Source organism: Burkholderia territorii, assembly GCF_001718335.1.
Classification (GTDB): Bacteria; Pseudomonadota; Gammaproteobacteria; order Burkholderiales; family Burkholderiaceae; genus Burkholderia; species Burkholderia territorii.
Genome location: NZ_CP013366.1, coordinates 2413158 through 2428252, shown reverse-complemented (window position 1 = coordinate 2428252; position 15095 = coordinate 2413158). Strand labels below are relative to the sequence as shown.

Genomic DNA, 15095 nt, shown 5'->3' with positions numbered 1-15095 from the left:
CCTCCCGGAAATGACGACGGCGCCGTTTCGCGGCGCCGCCTCGTTTCACTGCGTTTCGTGCTCTTCGGGCGTGCGCACGTAGACGCGCAGCAGTTCCTCGTCGTCGCCCGGGCGAGCGCCGGTCCAGAATAGTTTCCATTCGCTGCCCGGCGCCGGATCGACGGCCCGCACGCCCTGGACGATCATCCACGTGCAGCGGGTCGTTTTCGCGTCGTCGATCGGCGTGTGCTGGATACCGGAGAAGTAGTACAGCATCGGCGCTTCCGATTCGCCGAGCCCGTGCAGGCTCGCCATGCAGTCGCCGTCGCTCCATTCGAGCGCGAGATGTGCGTTCAGGTCGTCGAACACCGACCGGTAGCTCTTCGCGACGTCGAGCCACGGCAGCAACAGCGTATACACGAGACCCCAGGCGACCAGCGCGCCGGCGCCCCACGACAGCGCGCCACGCCACGGGCCCGTCGTGCGCAGCTTCGGCAGCAGCCCCAGCCAGCCGACCGTCAGCACGAGCGCGCCGATCACGAACGCGGGCACGATCGGCATCGTCCAGTCGAGCGGCAGCCAGCGGCCAAGCAGCGCGAGGCCCGCACGCGATGAACCCGGATCGGCCATTACCGCCCAGATTCCCCACGCGAGCGCGACCACGGTGCCGAACAGCAATCGGCTCAGGTAATCCCATGCGAGATGCAGCCCGCGCGGCAGGCGCTCGATCGCCTGCGCGGCAACCAGCGCGAGCGGCGCGAAGAACGGCAGGATGTAGAGCTGGCGCGAGGTCGCGGACACTTGCAGCACCGCGAGGCCGATCCCGGCGAAGAGTACGGGCAGCGCGATGCGCGGCGTGCGCCATTCGCGCCATGCGCCGCGTGCCAGCGCGACGATCGCGAGCGGCGCGACCGGGAAGCCGAGGAGCAGGAACGCACGCAGGATGAAGAACGGCTTGTCGTTTTCCGCGCCGAGTTCCGGCACCGAGAAACCGAAGAAGCGGCCGACGTTGTTGTCCCAGAACCAGGTCATGAACAGCGTTTCGGAACGCAGGAACAGCGCCGTCGGCCAGATGAGCGCGAACGGTGCGAACACGAGCGCGGCGACACCGAGCGAGCGCGCGAACGCACGCGTGCGGCAGGCGGGGTAGAGCACCAGCGCGCCCGTGAGCGTGGCCGCGAACACGAGCGGCACGAACAGTCCCTTTGCCATCAGCGCGATGCCGACGCCCGCGCCGAAGATCGGCGCGGCCCAGCGGCCGGACGGCCGCACCGGCAGCCCGTGTCGCATCCGGCGCGCGCGCGCGACGTGCTGCATCACGAGCTCGAGCAGGCCGCAAAAGCCCATCGCGGTGCCCGCGAACAGCGCGACGTCGGTCATCATGTCGTGCACGTGCTTGATGACGACGAGCGTGCCCGCGCTCAGCACGACGGGGCCGATCACGCGCAGGTCGAGCCAGTTGTCGGCCCGGCTGGCACTGCGTGCCGCGCGTGCGACGAAGGCGAACGCGAGCGCCGCGAACAGCGCGCTCGCAAGCCGCGCCGCGTCGTGCAGCGGCATCACCCGCTGCAGCAGCCATGCGAGGCTCGTCGCGACCCACGCGTAGAGCGGCGGCTTTTCCATGAACGGCTGGCCGGCGTTGGTCGGCACGACGAAGTCGCCCGTCTCGAGCATGTGCTGGATGATGCCGAACGTATAGGTTTCGTCCTGCTTCCACGGATCGTGGCCGAGCACGCCCGGCAGCGTGTACGCGCAGACCAGCGCGGCAACCAGCAGCCAGACGCGCCAGCCCAGCCGCAGAGCGCGATTGCCGGCGGCGTCCGTCGCGGGGCTGCCGGCCACGGCGGGCGTGCCGGCGGCATGGAGGGTCGCGCTGAGGTCGGGATCGGCGGCTGATCGGGCATGCATGGCCGAAGCGGGCACGGATGTGCGTCGCCGGCCGGGCGCTGCTGTTCCTGGCATGGAAAAGATCTCGGTCGGGTCAAGCGGGCCCGGCGACATGGGCCGGATCCAATAAGGGTCGCATCGAGGCGAGATGACAGCCGGATGACCGGCTGTTTTTGGTTGGCGCTAGTAGAACACGGAACTGTTACCGATGTTTACTGGAATGGTCACGATATTGTGGAGATTTGTGGTGTCGTGACCACGGACCGGCTTCAGCCGGTCCGTTTTTGCCCTTTGAGGGCGCGATTATCGGCCGCCGCCGACATCGAGCAGGGCGCCCGTCGTGTATGACGCGGTGTCGCCGAGCAGCCAGACGATCGCTTCCGCGATCTCCTGCGCGTCGCCCGCGCGGCCGAGCGGCGTCTGCGCGCCGAGGCGTGCCGCGCGCCCCGGCTGGCCGCCGCTCGCATGGATTTCCGTCTCGATCAGGCCGGGCCGCACCGCGTTGACGCGCACGCCGTGCGGGCCGAGCTCCTTCGCGAGGCCGATCGTCAGCGAATCGACCGCGCCCTTCGAGCCCGCATAGTCGACGTACTCGTTAGGGGAACCGAGCCGCGACGCGATCGACGACACGTTGACGATCGCGCCGCCGCGCCCGCCGCGGTCGGTGGACAGCCGGCGCGCGGCTTCGCGCGCGCACAGGTAGGCGCCGAGCACGTTGGTATCGAAGATCCGCCGCAGCCGGTCGAGCGGCATGTCGGCGAGCGGCATCGACGGCGCGACGATCCCCGCATTGTTCACGAGTGCGTCGAGGCGACCGAATGCCGCCGAGACGGTGTCGAACATCGCGATCACGTCTGCTTCGTTCGCGACGTCGCCGGCGACGACGCACGCGCGCGCGCCGGCGTCGCGAACCGCTTGCGCGGTCAGTTCGGCTGCTGCCGCGTCGCGTGCATAGTTGATGCCGACGTCCCAGCCGCGTTCGGCCGCGAGCACGGCGGTCGCACGGCCGATGCCGCGACTCGCGCCGGTAATCAGGACGGCCTTGCGTTCGGACGACGGTGCGGGCATCGCGTGCGGCTCCCGATAAACTTTACTTGGCCGCGTCCGGCGCCCACTTGTCGCGCGCGGGCGGCTGGTAGCCGCGCAATTGTTCGATCAGCGCGACCGGTTCGGCGTCGATGCGCAGCGCGTCGAAGTAGGTCGGACGCATGAAGCCTTCGTCGACCGTGTGGCGCAGCAGCGCGATCAGCGGATCGAAGAACGAATCGATGTTGTACAGCGCGACCGGCTTGCGGTGATAGCCGAGCTGCGCCCACGTATAGACCTCGAAGAATTCCTCGAGCGTGCCGGCGCCGCCGGGCATCGCGACGAACGCATCCGCGAGGTCGGCCATCATCTTCTTGCGGTGATGCATGTCGGGCACGACGTGCAGCTCGGACAGCCCGGTATGGCCGACTTCCTTGTCGACCAGCAACTCGGGGATCACGCCGACCGCACGGCCGCCGGCCGCCATCACTTCATCGGCGATCACGCCCATCAGGCCGACGCGGCCGCCGCCGTAGACGAGCGTGAGGCCCGCATCGACGAGCGCGCGGCCGAACGCGCGCGCGGCGTCCGCATAGACGGGCCGCACGCCGGACGCCGAGCCGCAGTAAACACAGACAGCCTTCATTGTTTCGTATCCTTTGCGGCGGGCTTGGCCGCGACCGGGCTGCCGGCGGGGCGCGGCGAACCGTCGCGCGGCGGCAGGTAGTCGGAGAACTGGCGCTTGGGCAGCTTGCCGGAGACGAGATCGTCGAACAGCTGGCGCGAACGTCCGCGCAGGTACGGGGCCATGACCGAGATCACGTGCATGCTCACCTGGTGCAGCTCTTCGCGGATCGCGTCCTGGTCGTTGTATTTGCGCGGGTGCATCACGTACTGATACGACAGCCAGTACGTCGAGATCACGGCCATGTTGGTGGCGATGACTTCGATCTCGGCGGGCGTCGCGACCATTTCGCCGTCGGACACGAGCAGCTCGCACATGTCGTGCGCGAAGCGCACCTTGTGGCTGATGATCTGTTTGAAGTGCGTCTCGAGCGTGCGATTGCGCGCGAGCAGGTCGTTGAGATCGCGATACAGGAACCGGTAGGTCCACATGAAATCGGCCATGTACTGCAGGTACGACCAGGTCTCGTCGATCGTCGGACGGTGATCTTCGGGAAAGCGCAACCGCCGTTCGATCTGCTGCTCGAACTGCGCGAAGATGCTGTTGATGATGTCGTCCTTGTTGCGGAAATGGTAGTACAGGTTGCCTGGACTGATTTCCATTTCCTCGGCGATCGTCGTCGTCGTGACGTTCGGCTCGCCGATCTCGTTGAAGAGTTTCAACGACAACTCGAGAATCCGTTCGCGGGTGCGGCGGGGAGGTTTCGCTTCCATGTCGTCCGGCCCTGTGTATGCCGGACTGGCGGGCGCTGCAATCGATGCTGCGAGATTCGTCCGGCGCGGGTTGCTGTTCTAGGTCTGGCCGACGATTATAAACCGCGGATTCCTTACAACGGGCGCATTTCGTGATCGCGATGCGTTGCGCGCATGGTGCACCGCCGCACGCGGGCGGTGCGCCGCTGGTGCCGCTAGAAGCCGAGCCAGCGCGCGACGACCGGGCCCAGCACGAACGCCCACGTCGTCACGCACGCGAACAGCGCGACGGTGACCGCCGCGCTGCCCAGGTCCTTCGCGCGCTTCGACAACTCGTGGCGCTCGAGCGAGATGCGGTCGATCGCGGCCTCGACGCTCGAGTTCAGCAGCTCGACGATCAGCACCAGCAGGACCGATGCGATCAGCAGCGCGCGCGACGCGGCAGGCACCGGCGAGAACGCGCCGATCGGCAGCATCAGCGCGGCGAGCGTGAGCTCCTGGCGAAACGCGCTCTCCTCGCGGATCGCGACGCGAAACCCGTTCAGCGAATGCTTGAGCGCGTACCACGCGCGCGTGATGCCGCGGTGCCGCTTGTACGGGTTGGGCGGCAGCGGCGCCAGGCGGTCGTCGGGGCCGAGCGGCTCGTGCGTGTGCACGTCCGCATCGGCGTGCGGTTCTTCTTCGTCGAACGGGCCATGCGGTTGCGCCGTCGCGGCGGGGAGCGGGGTCTTGTCGTTCAGGTCTCGTTTCAAACGGCGGCACCTTCGGCGGGCGAGTACGCAGTTTTCGGCAGCGGCTTCAGATGCGACGCGAACTGCTCGGACGCCGCGCGCCACGAGAAGCGCTCGGCCCACGCGCGGGCAGTTTCGCGTTCGATCTTGAGCGCCTCGAGGCAGGCCTCCTGCAGATCTTCGTGCATCGCGCCGGCGCCGCCCGTGCCGAGCACGTCGATCGGGCCCGTGACGGGGTACGCGGCAACCGGCGTGCCGCATGCGAGCGCCTCCAGCAGCACGAGGCCGAACGTGTCGGTGCGACTCGGAAACACGAACACGTCGGCCGCAGCATACACCTTGGCGAGCTCGGCTTGCGACAGGACACCGAGATAGTTCGCCTCCGGGTAGCGCGATTTCAGTTCCGCGAGCGCCGGACCTTCGCCCGCGACCCACTTCGAGCCGGGCAGGTCGAGGCGCAGGAACGCCTCGACGTTCTTCTCGATCGCGACGCGTCCCACGTACAGGAAGATCGGCCGCGCGGTATTGAGCACCTTCGACTCCATCGGCCGGAAGATGTCGAGATCAACGCCGCGCGTCCACAGCACGACGTTCGTGAACCCGAACTTCTCGAGGTCCTGCTTCACGACCGGCGTCGGCGCCATCACCGCGAGCGACGGCCCGTGGAACCAGTGCAGGAACTTGTAGGTCGCCGCCAGCGGAATGCCGAAGCGTGCCTGCACGTATTCCGGAAAGCGCGTGTGATACGCGGTCGTGTACGGCAGCTTGCGTGCGCGTGCATAGCGTCGCGCGGCGAGGCCGAGCGGGCCTTCGGTCGCGATGTGCAGCGCATCGGGTGCGAACGCATCGATCCGCGCGCGCAGCTTGCGGTACGGCAGGATCGACAGGCGGATCTCGGGGTAGGTCGGGCAGGGCACCGTGCGGAATTCCAGCGGCGTCAGCATTTCGACGCGGTGGCCGAGCGCGGTGAGTTCGCGGGAGGTGCTCTTCAGCGTGCGCACGACGCCGTTGACCTGCGGTTCCCACGCGTCGGTGACGATCATGATCTTCATCGCGGCATGTGTCCTGTAAGTGGAGTTGTGTCAGGCGGCGGTGGCCTTGGCCTTGCGCGACGGAGCGGCGGACGGCGCGGTGCGCATCACCGTCCAGTAGACGATCTTCAGCTCGCCTTCCATCGTTTCGACGAGCGCGGACAGGCTCTCGACCCAGTCGCCGTCGTTGCAGTACAGCACGCCGTCGATGTCGCGGATCTCCGCCTTGTGGATGTGCCCGCACACGACGCCGTCGCAGCCGCGGCGGCGCGCTTCGTCGGTCATCACGGTCTCGAACTGCGAGATGAAGTTGACCGCGTTCTTCACCTGGTGCTTCAGGTACTGCGACAGCGACCAGTACTGGAAGCCGAGCCGGCTGCGGATCCGGTTGAACCAGCGGTTCAGCACGAGGATCAGCGTGTAGAGCGTGTCGCCGAGATACGCGAGCCATTTCGCGTGCTGGATTACGCCGTCGAACAGGTCGCCGTGCACGATCCACAAACGTTTGCCCGCGAGCGTCGTGTGAAATGCCTCGCCGCGCACCTGGATGTCGCCGAACGCGAGGTCGCAGAACTGCCGCGCGCCTTCGTCGTGGTTGCCCGGGATGTAGACCACCTGCGTGCCCTTGCGCGCCTTGCGCAGCACCTTCTGCACGACGTCGTTGTGCGCCTGCGGCCAGTACCAGCCCTTCTTCAGCTGCCAGCCGTCGATGATGTCGCCGACGAGGTACAGGTATTCCGAATCGTTGTGACGCAGGAAGTCGAGCAGGTACGGCGCCTGGCAGCCGCTCGAGCCGAGATGGATGTCGGACAGCCAGATCGTGCGGTAGCGATGGGTGGACGGCTCCGGGTCGTCGTGTTGCCTGGCGTGCGTGGTCGTCGGTTCGTGCGACGAAACGGCATCGGTGGCGGCCGACCCGGACAGGAAGGCGGTGACGGCGCGAGCGCCGAGCGGTTGACGGAACAGGGAGGTCGCGGACGTTTTCTGGCCCATGCATGACTCGCGCCGGTTGACATTACCGGCATTGCGCCATGCGGGCGTGACCATGCCGTGACAGTCACGAGACGTTCTTATTACTGTCGTTCGGGCGTGTTTAGCAGTGAATGCGGCGGCGTTGCGTAATCTGGCGAACCGACTGTCTTGCGCCGATCGGGCAGACGACGCGGATGGGCGCCACAGTGCCTTCGAGTCATTTCGTCTGATGAATAGGCTTGGGCGCGGGGCCTGTGGCCGTCGCGCGGCGCGTCAGCGCGGGATCGCGACGACGCGCGTGCGGGCGAGGCGGTCGTGCGGGAACTGGCGACCGGTGTGCAGGCGGGCCGCGCCGGCCCACGCGACGATCCACGCGGCAGCCAGCGCGAGCGTGACGGGCACCGACAGCCCGAGGAGCGGATGCAGCGCGAGCGGCGGCAGGAACCACAGCCACGCGAGCACGTAGCGGACGAGCGCGTGGCCGGCGCCGAGCGGGCGGCCGCTCGACGATTCGAGGCGCAGCCGCCAGGTCTTCATCGGCAGCGTCTGGCCGCCGTGGGTCCAGAACCAGACGAAATACGCGCCGACGACGAGCGCGATCCACGCAGCGAGGAGATTGTGATGAACGAGGCCGTTGCGCTGCTGCGTCGCGAGGCTGAATGCGAGACCGGCGAAGAACACGACGCCGAACAGCAGCACGGCTTCGTACAGCATCGCGGCGAGGCGCCGCCGCACGGACGGCGCGGCGGCGGCCGCGGCCTCGGATGCGGCGGGGGCGCTCGCCATGCCGGGTCAGGAACCCTTGAACATCGACGGCGCGTCGGCCGGCGAGACGGGCGTGACGGTCGCAGGCGCGGGTGCGGTGCCGGACGTGGACGATGCCGTCACGGGCGGCGCGCCGGCGCCCGGGGAAGCGGGCGCCGATGCCGGCGCGGCGCTGCTCGCCGGATGCTCGTGCGAATTGACGAGGCGGCGCACATCGCGGTCGGCGACCGCCGGCGGCGCACTGACGACGCTCGGCCGGCGGCGGCGCTCGGTTGCGGCGAGGCGCTGCTTCTGTTCTTCGGGAAGTTGCTGGTAGGCCTTCCACGCGCGCTCGCGCGCCTGCGCGGACAGCTCTTTCGCGCTCTGGTAATTCTCGCGCGCGACGCGACGCTGCTCGGGGGTCATCCGTGCCCACTCGGACATCCTGTCCTGCAGGTGCTTCTGCTCATCGGGCGTCAATTTCGCGAAACGTGATGCGATCTTCAGCCATTTACGCTTGCGTGCGTCGCTGAAGCCGTCCCACTGGTCGGCGAACGGCGCGAGGGCAGCGCGTTGCGCGGGCGTCAGGCGCGCCCACGACAGCGGGCCGTTGGCGGCCGGCAGCGGCAGGGGCAGCGGAACGAGTTCGGTGGCCTGCCCGGCGGCGGCCGAGGTCGGCGCGGGCGCGCTGCTGGCCGCGACGGAGGACGTCGCGGGAGGCGGGTTGAATCGGGAATAGGTGGCGACGTACGAAACGGCGATCGCGATCACGCATCCGAAAAATACGGCCAGGCCGCGTTTCTGACTCACCCGTGCGATCCCCTCGTTGTTCTCTGTTAGCGTGCGTGCGAAAGATACGCGTTGAACCCGTGGTCGAGATACGCGTTGAGCGGCAGGTCGTCGCTCAGCATCGCCGCGTCGATGTCGGCGAGCTCGGCGGTGCGCTGCATGTCTTCCCAGTACGCGATGCCGACCAGCCCGGCCAGCAGCAGCGCAAGCGGCCACGCGCGCAGCAGGCGGCGCGCGAACGACGTCTGCGGACGACTCGCGGGCGGCGTCCCGTATGCGGCGCCGGCGCCGGCGAAGGCGGGCACGAACACCGGCGCGCTCGCGGTTTCCGGCTTCTTGCGCGCGAGCGCGGCCCGGCGCGCGGCGGCCAGGCGATCGGTGGTCGCGGCAGGCAGCGCCGCGGCACGTTCGTCCAGCGCGCGGCGGACCTTCAGCGCGAATTCGTGTTCTCGATTTACGGGAGCGGAGCTCATAGCGTGATTCCTTTGGCCTTGAGCGCTTGCGCCAGGGTGTGGGTGGCTCGCGAGCAGTGCGTCTTGACGCTGCCTTCTGAGCACCCCATTGCGGCGGCAGTCTCGGCGACATCCATATCTTCCCAATAACGCATCAGGAACGCTTCCCGTTGACGCGTCGGAAGTTTCTGGATTTCCTCGTCGATCAGGGCCAGAACCTGCTCCCGCTCCAGGCGGTGCTCGGTGCTCTCGACGCCCGCATTGTCGTCCGCGGACTCGAGCGTTTCCAGCGGATCGAAGTCCTCGTCGTCCGTGCTGTTGAGCGACGAGAAGAGCGTGACCCAGGTATTGCGGACCTTCTGCCGCCGGAACCAGTCGTGGATCGCATTCTGCAGGATCCGCTGGAACAGCAGCGGCAGCTCGGCCGCGGGCCGGTCGCCGTATTTCTCCGCCAGCTTGATCATCGCGTCCTGCACGATGTCGAGCGACGCATCGTCGTCACGCACGGCGTACGCAGCCTGCTTGAACGCGCGCCTTTCGACGCCCGCCAGAAAGTCGGCGAGTTCCTTGTCTGATGCCATTCCGTAAAGGTATGCGCTGCGGACTGCGGCGTGTGAAAGGTCGAAAAATTTCGTAAAACCCGCGGATGCTAACAAATTTTCGCGCGATTTGGCACCGGTGGCGGCTCGCTACGTTGCGCGGCAGCAGCGTCCGCGGCCCGGCCGGAGGCGGCCATGATGCGCTGCGGGATATTTTGCTTGACGCCCCCATCACGACCCGCTATCGTCAGCGATTCGCAACATGAAGTGATAGTCTCATTTGAGGCTGGCCCAAGAAGCCCGCCCTTCAAACTGGACGCGCCGCTTGAACCCGAGCCACAAGCCCGGCAGAGAGCACCCGATCAATTTTTTGCCGAAAATTCGAAAGGTCAAAATGAACATGCCCAGCGCGGAATTCTCCACGTCGGAACCCCTTTCCCCTCCCGATAGCGACTCCATCGGCGCCACCGTGCTCATGAAGGCACTGGCCGACGAGAACGTCGAATTCATCTGGGGCTATCCCGGCGGCTCGGTACTCTACATCTACGACGAGCTTTACAAGCAGGACAAGATTCAGCACGTGCTGGTGCGCCACGAACAGGCGGCCGTGCACGCAGCCGATGCGTATGCGCGCTCCACCGGCAACGTCGGCGTCTGTCTCGTGACGTCCGGCCCCGGTGTCACCAACGCGGTGACCGGCATTGCAACGGCATACATGGACTCGATCCCGATGGTCGTGATCAGCGGCCAGGTGCCGACTGCCGCGATCGGCCAGGACGCGTTCCAGGAATGCGACACGGTCGGCATCACGCGTCCGTGCGTGAAGCACAACTTCCTCGTGAAGGACGTGCGCGACCTCGCGGAAACCGTCAAGAAGGCGTTCTACATCGCCCGCACCGGCCGCCCGGGCCCGGTGCTGATCGACATCCCGAAGGACATCTCGAAGACCGCGTGCCAGTACGAGCCGGTCAAGAGCGTGTCGCTGCGCTCGTACAACCCCGTGACGAAAGGCCATTCGGGCCAGATCCGCAAGGCCGTGTCGCTGCTGCTGTCGGCGAAGCGTCCTTATATCTACACGGGCGGCGGCATCATCCTCGCCGACGCGTCGCGCGAACTGAACCAGTTCGCCGACCTGCTCGGCTACCCGGTCACGAACACGCTGATGGGCCTTGGCGGCTATCGCGCGTCGGACAGGAAATTCCTCGGCATGCTCGGCATGCACGGCACCTACGAAGCGAACATGGCGATGCAGCACTGCGACGTGCTGATCGCGATCGGCGCCCGCTTCGACGACCGCGTGATCGGCGACCCGGCGCACTTCGCGTCGCGCCCGCGCAAGATCATCCACATCGACATCGACCCGTCGTCGATCTCGAAGCGCGTGAAGGTCGACATCCCGATCGTCGGCGACGTGAAGGAAGTGCTGAAGGAGCTGATCGAGCAGCTGCAGACGGCCGAGCATGGCCCCGACACCGAGGCGCTCGCGCAATGGTGGAAGGACATCGAGAGCTGGCGTTCGAAGGACTGCCTGAAGTTCGACCGCGAAAGCGAGATCATCAAGCCGCAGTACGTGGTCGAGAAGGCCTGGGAGCTGACGGACGGCAACGCGTTCGTGTGCTCGGACGTCGGCCAGCACCAGATGTGGGCCGCGCAGTTCTACCGTTTCAACAAGCCGCGTCGCTGGATCAACTCCGGCGGCCTCGGCACGATGGGCTTCGGCCTGCCGGCAGCGATGGGCGTCAAGATGGCGCACCCGGACGACGACGTGCTGTGCATCACGGGCGAAGGCTCGATCCAGATGTGCATCCAGGAACTGTCGACCTGCCTGCAGTACGACACGCCCGTGAAGATCATTTCGCTGAACAACCGCTATCTCGGCATGGTCCGCCAGTGGCAGCAGATCGAATACAGCAAGCGCTATTCGCATTCGTACATGGATGCGCTGCCTGACTTCGTGAAGCTCGCCGAGGCATACGGCCACGTCGGCATGCGGATCGAAAAGACCTCGGATGTGGAGCCGGCGCTGAAGGAAGCGCTGCGCCTGAAGGACCGCACCGTGTTTCTCGACTTCCAGACCGATCCGACCGAAAACGTCTGGCCGATGGTACAGGCCGGCAAGGGCATCACCGAGATGCTGCTCGGATCGGAAGATCTGTAACGGCGCGACGCGCGCGCGGGCCGAAGCGGCCGCCTTCACGAAGGGCGGTGCGGCATCGGGCGGTGCGCGGCGCGAGTGAATCGACACGGACACATTCTGGAAGAAGCGAACATGAGACACATCATTTCCGTCCTGCTGGAAAACGAACCGGGCGCGCTGTCGCGCGTGGTCGGTCTGTTTTCCGCACGCGGCTACAACATCGAAACCTTGACGGTGGCGCCGACCGAAGACCAATCGCTGTCGCGGCTGACCATCGTTTCCATTGGCTCGGACGACGTGATCGAACAGATCACGAAGCATCTGAACCGCCTGATCGAGGTGGTGAAAGTGGTGGACCTGACCGACGGTGCACACATCGAACGCGAGCTGATGCTGATCAAGGTACGTGCAGTGGGCAAGGAGCGCGAAGAAATGAAGCGGATGTCGGACATTTTCCGCGGCCGCATCATCGACGTGACCGAAAAGACCTACACGATCGAATTGACGGGCGCGAGCGACAAGCTCGACGCATTCATCCAGGGGCTGGACGCGACCGCGATCCTAGAGACCGTGCGTACCGGCAGCTCCGGCATCGGACGCGGCGAGCGCATCCTGAAGGTGTGATGCCGATATTGCAGAAAAGGCACGCCGAAGGCACGCCGGGTGCGCCGTCATGTCCCGGCCCGCAGTACTCCATCCGAACGAATTGTTGAATTTTTGAATTAGCGAAGGAACCATCATGAACGTTTTCTACGACAAAGACGCCGACCTCTCCCTCATCAAGGGCAAGCAAGTCACGATCATCGGCTACGGCTCGCAAGGCCATGCACACGCACTGAACCTGAAGGACAGCGGCGTGAACGTGACGGTCGGCCTTCGCAAGGGCGGCGCGTCGTGGAGCAAGGCCGAAAACGCGGGCCTGTCGGTCAAGGAAGTCGCGGAAGCGGTGAAGGGCGCGGACGTCGTCATGATGCTGCTGCCGGACGAGCAGATCGCCGACGTGTACGCGAAGGAAGTGCACGCGAACATCAAGCAGGGCGCCGCACTGGCATTCGCGCACGGCTTCAACGTCCACTACGGCCAGGTGATCCCGCGCGCCGACCTCGACGTGATCATGATCGCGCCGAAGGCGCCGGGCCACACCGTGCGCGGCACGTATTCGCAAGGTGGCGGCGTGCCGCACCTGATCGCGGTTGCGCAGAACAAGTCGGGCGCGGCGCGTGACATCGCGCTGTCGTACGCGGCGGCCAACGGCGGCGGCCGTGCAGGCATCATCGAGACGAACTTCCGCGAAGAGACCGAAACCGACCTGTTCGGCGAGCAGGCCGTGCTGTGCGGCGGCACCGTCGAGCTGATCAAGGCAGGTTTCGAGACGCTGGTCGAAGCGGGCTACGCGCCGGAAATGGCGTACTTCGAGTGCCTGCACGAACTGAAGCTGATCGTCGACCTGATCTACGAAGGCGGCATCGCGAACATGAACTACTCGATCTCGAACAACGCCGAATACGGCGAGTACGTGACGGGCCCGCGCGTCGTCACGGAAGAGACGAAGAAGGCGATGAAGCAGTGCCTGACCGACATCCAGACGGGCGAGTACGCAAAGAGCTTCATTCTCGAGAACAAGGCAGGCGCGCCGACGCTGCAGTCGCGCCGCCGCCTGACGGCCGAGCACCAGATCGAGCAAGTCGGCGCGAAGCTGCGCGCGATGATGCCGTGGATCGCGAAGAACAAGCTCGTCGACCAGTCGAAGAACTAAGCACGCCGTGCTGTTCCGGCCCTTCGAGTGGAGGGTCGGTATCAAAAAGCCGTCCGAAGGCAGCAGTGCCCCGGGCGGCTTTTGCTATCCTACGGGCTTTGCAATTCACCGAACACCGAACGAACCCATGAACTATCCTCATCCGATCATCGCGCGCGAAGGCTGGCCGTTCATCGCGATTGCAGCCGTCATCGCGTTGTTGATCCACGCCGTCGGGGGCTTCGGCTTCGCGTGGCCGTTCTGGCTGCTGCTCGTCTTCGTCGTCCAGTTCTTCCGCGATCCGCAGCGCCCGATCCCGGCGCAGCCGAACGCGGTGCTGTGCCCGGCGGACGGCCGCATCGTCGCCGTCGAGACCGCCCAGGATCCGTACGCGAATCGCGAAGCGCTGAAGATCAGCGTGTTCATGAACGTCTTCAACGTCCATTCGCAGCGTTCGCCGGTCGACGGCGCGGTCACCAAGGTCGAATACTTCCCGGGCGCTTTCCTGAACGCGGCGATCGACAAGGCGTCGACCGAGAACGAGCGCAATGCGGTCGTGATCCAGACGGCGAGCGGCAAGACCGTCACCGCCGTGCAGATCGCAGGCCTCATCGCCCGCCGGATCCTCTGCTACGTGCGTGCGGGCGAGCCGCTGTCGCGCGGTCAGCGCTACGGTTTCATCCGCTTCGGTTCGCGCGTCGACGTGTACCTGCCGCTCGGCAGCCGCGCGAAGGTGTCGATCGGCGAGAAGGTGTACGCGTCGTCGACGATCCTCGCCGAGCTCGAACAGTAAGCGGCGGGACGCACGATGGCCGCATTCAAACCGCGTCGGCCGCGCAACGGCTCCGGCCAGACGCCACGCCCGTTCCGCCGCAACAAGGTGATGGCGTCCGATCCGGCGCCCATCGAAAGCCGCCGCGCCGCGCGCCAGCGGTTTCTCAAGACGCGCGGCATCTATCTGCTGCCGAACGCGTTCACGACCGCCGCGCTGTTCTGCGGCTTCTTCGCGGTCGTGCAGGCGATGAACGTGCGCTTCGAGATCGCCGCGATAGCGATCTTCGTCGCGATGGTGCTGGACGGGATGGACGGGCGCGTCGCGCGGATGACGCATACGCAAAGCGCGTTCGGCGAACAGTTCGACAGCCTGTCGGACATGGTGTCGTTCGGCGTCGCGCCGGCGCTCGTGATGTACGAGTGGGTGCTGAAGGATCTCGGCCGCTGGGGCTGGCTCGCCGCGTTCGTCTATTGTTCGGGCGCCGCGCTGCGTCTCGCGCGCTTCAACACGAACATCGGCGTCGTCGACAAGCGCTTCTTCCAGGGGCTGCCGAGCCCGGCCGCCGCCGCGCTGATCGCCGGCTTCGTGTGGCTCGCGACCGACAACCGCGTGCCGATGAAGCTCGGCTGGCTGCCGTGGGTCGCGTTCGCGCTGACGATCTATGCAGGGGTGACGATGGTGTCGAACGCGCCGTTCTACAGCGGCAAGGCGCTCGACGTTCGGCACCGCGTGCCGTTCGCGGCGATCCTGCTGGTCGTCGTCGCGTTCGTGCTCGTGTCGTCCGATCCGCCGTTGATGCTGTTCTGTCTGTTCGTGCTGTACGGGCTGTCCGGCTACGTGTTCTGGGCCTACATGGCCGTGCGCGGACGGGCGAACCCCGCGCGCTCGTCGCAGCGCGATCACTGACGCGCAACCTGCCCG

The 15095-nt window shown here is 66.4% G+C and carries 16 protein-coding genes; 5 read left to right on the top strand and 11 right to left on the bottom strand.

All coding sequences use genetic code 11. The features are described 5' to 3' along the window. Positions 1-45: 45 nt before the first annotated feature. From WS51_RS21775 to WS51_RS21725, 11 genes are all read right to left on the bottom strand, one after another. Entirely contained in the window at positions 46-1941 is a 1896-nt protein-coding gene (locus WS51_RS21775; RefSeq protein WP_059808667.1) for an ArnT family glycosyltransferase, read from the bottom strand. Positions 1942-2169: 228 nt separating this feature from the next. Then, complete coding sequence (locus tag WS51_RS21770) at positions 2170-2934, bottom strand: SDR family oxidoreductase (RefSeq protein ID WP_069229767.1); 765 nt, start codon at positions 2932-2934, stop codon at positions 2170-2172. A gap of 22 nt (positions 2935-2956) precedes the next feature. Next, the gene (locus WS51_RS21765) at positions 2957-3538 is read right to left on the bottom strand and encodes an LOG family protein (protein WP_059502628.1); all 582 of its coding nucleotides are present in this window, start codon (positions 3536-3538) and stop codon (positions 2957-2959) included. Further along, positions 3535-4290, bottom strand: coding sequence for a TetR/AcrR family transcriptional regulator (locus WS51_RS21760; protein ID WP_059448714.1), 756 nt, complete (start codon positions 4288-4290; stop codon positions 3535-3537). The genes WS51_RS21765 and WS51_RS21760 overlap by 4 nt, the downstream gene beginning before the upstream one ends. Positions 4291-4484: 194 nt before the next feature. Then, positions 4485-5021 (bottom strand): diacylglycerol kinase, encoded by a 537-nt coding sequence (locus WS51_RS21755; protein WP_059502626.1) that lies wholly within the window; start codon positions 5019-5021, stop codon positions 4485-4487. Next, positions 5018-6052 carry a glycosyltransferase family 4 protein gene (locus WS51_RS21750; RefSeq protein ID WP_059448716.1) on the bottom strand — a complete coding sequence of 345 codons (1035 nt, stop codon included), beginning with the start codon at positions 6050-6052 and terminating at the stop codon, positions 5018-5020. Before WS51_RS21750 ends, WS51_RS21755 begins: the two co-directional genes overlap by 4 nt. 30 nt (positions 6053-6082) lie before the next feature. Next, positions 6083-7024, bottom strand: coding sequence for a UDP-2,3-diacylglucosamine diphosphatase (locus WS51_RS21745; protein ID WP_059448717.1), 942 nt, complete (start codon positions 7022-7024; stop codon positions 6083-6085). 252 nt (positions 7025-7276) lie between these two features. Beyond that, a complete protein-coding gene (locus WS51_RS21740; RefSeq protein ID WP_059846338.1) occupies positions 7277-7789 on the bottom strand; it encodes an RDD family protein in 513 nt (170 codons plus the stop codon). A 6-nt stretch (positions 7790-7795) separates the two neighbouring features. Then, complete coding sequence (locus WS51_RS21735; RefSeq protein ID WP_069229766.1) at positions 7796-8557, bottom strand: DUF3106 domain-containing protein; 762 nt, start codon at positions 8555-8557, stop codon at positions 7796-7798. Between the two features lie 26 nt (positions 8558-8583). Further along, entirely contained in the window at positions 8584-9009 is a 426-nt protein-coding gene (locus WS51_RS21730) for a DUF3619 family protein (RefSeq protein WP_059448720.1), read from the bottom strand. Beyond that, a complete protein-coding gene (locus tag WS51_RS21725) occupies positions 9006-9569 on the bottom strand; it encodes an RNA polymerase sigma factor (RefSeq protein WP_059448721.1) in 564 nt (187 codons plus the stop codon). The genes WS51_RS21730 and WS51_RS21725 overlap by 4 nt, the downstream gene beginning before the upstream one ends. A gap of 352 nt (positions 9570-9921) precedes the next feature. Here WS51_RS21725 and WS51_RS21720 point away from each other — a divergent pair, with 352 nt between their 5' ends. The 5 genes from WS51_RS21720 (at position 9922) to pssA (ending at position 15080) form a co-directional block, all read left to right on the top strand. Continuing rightward, positions 9922-11685: an acetolactate synthase 3 catalytic subunit gene (locus tag WS51_RS21720; protein ID WP_069229765.1), complete on the top strand. Its 1764-nt coding sequence runs from the start codon at positions 9922-9924 to the stop codon at positions 11683-11685. A 111-nt stretch (positions 11686-11796) separates the two neighbouring features. Further along, entirely contained in the window at positions 11797-12288 is a 492-nt protein-coding gene (gene ilvN / locus WS51_RS21715; RefSeq protein WP_034207977.1) for an acetolactate synthase small subunit, read from the top strand. A 115-nt stretch (positions 12289-12403) separates the two neighbouring features. Then, complete coding sequence (gene ilvC, locus WS51_RS21710) at positions 12404-13420, top strand: ketol-acid reductoisomerase (protein ID WP_059448723.1); 1017 nt, start codon at positions 12404-12406, stop codon at positions 13418-13420. Between the two features lie 127 nt (positions 13421-13547). Further along, positions 13548-14192 (top strand): phosphatidylserine decarboxylase, encoded by a 645-nt coding sequence (locus WS51_RS21705; protein WP_059448724.1) that lies wholly within the window; start codon positions 13548-13550, stop codon positions 14190-14192. A 15-nt stretch (positions 14193-14207) separates the two neighbouring features. Then, positions 14208-15080 (top strand): CDP-diacylglycerol--serine O-phosphatidyltransferase, encoded by an 873-nt coding sequence (gene pssA / locus WS51_RS21700; protein ID WP_059448725.1) that lies wholly within the window; start codon positions 14208-14210, stop codon positions 15078-15080. Positions 15081-15095 lie beyond the last annotated feature (15 nt).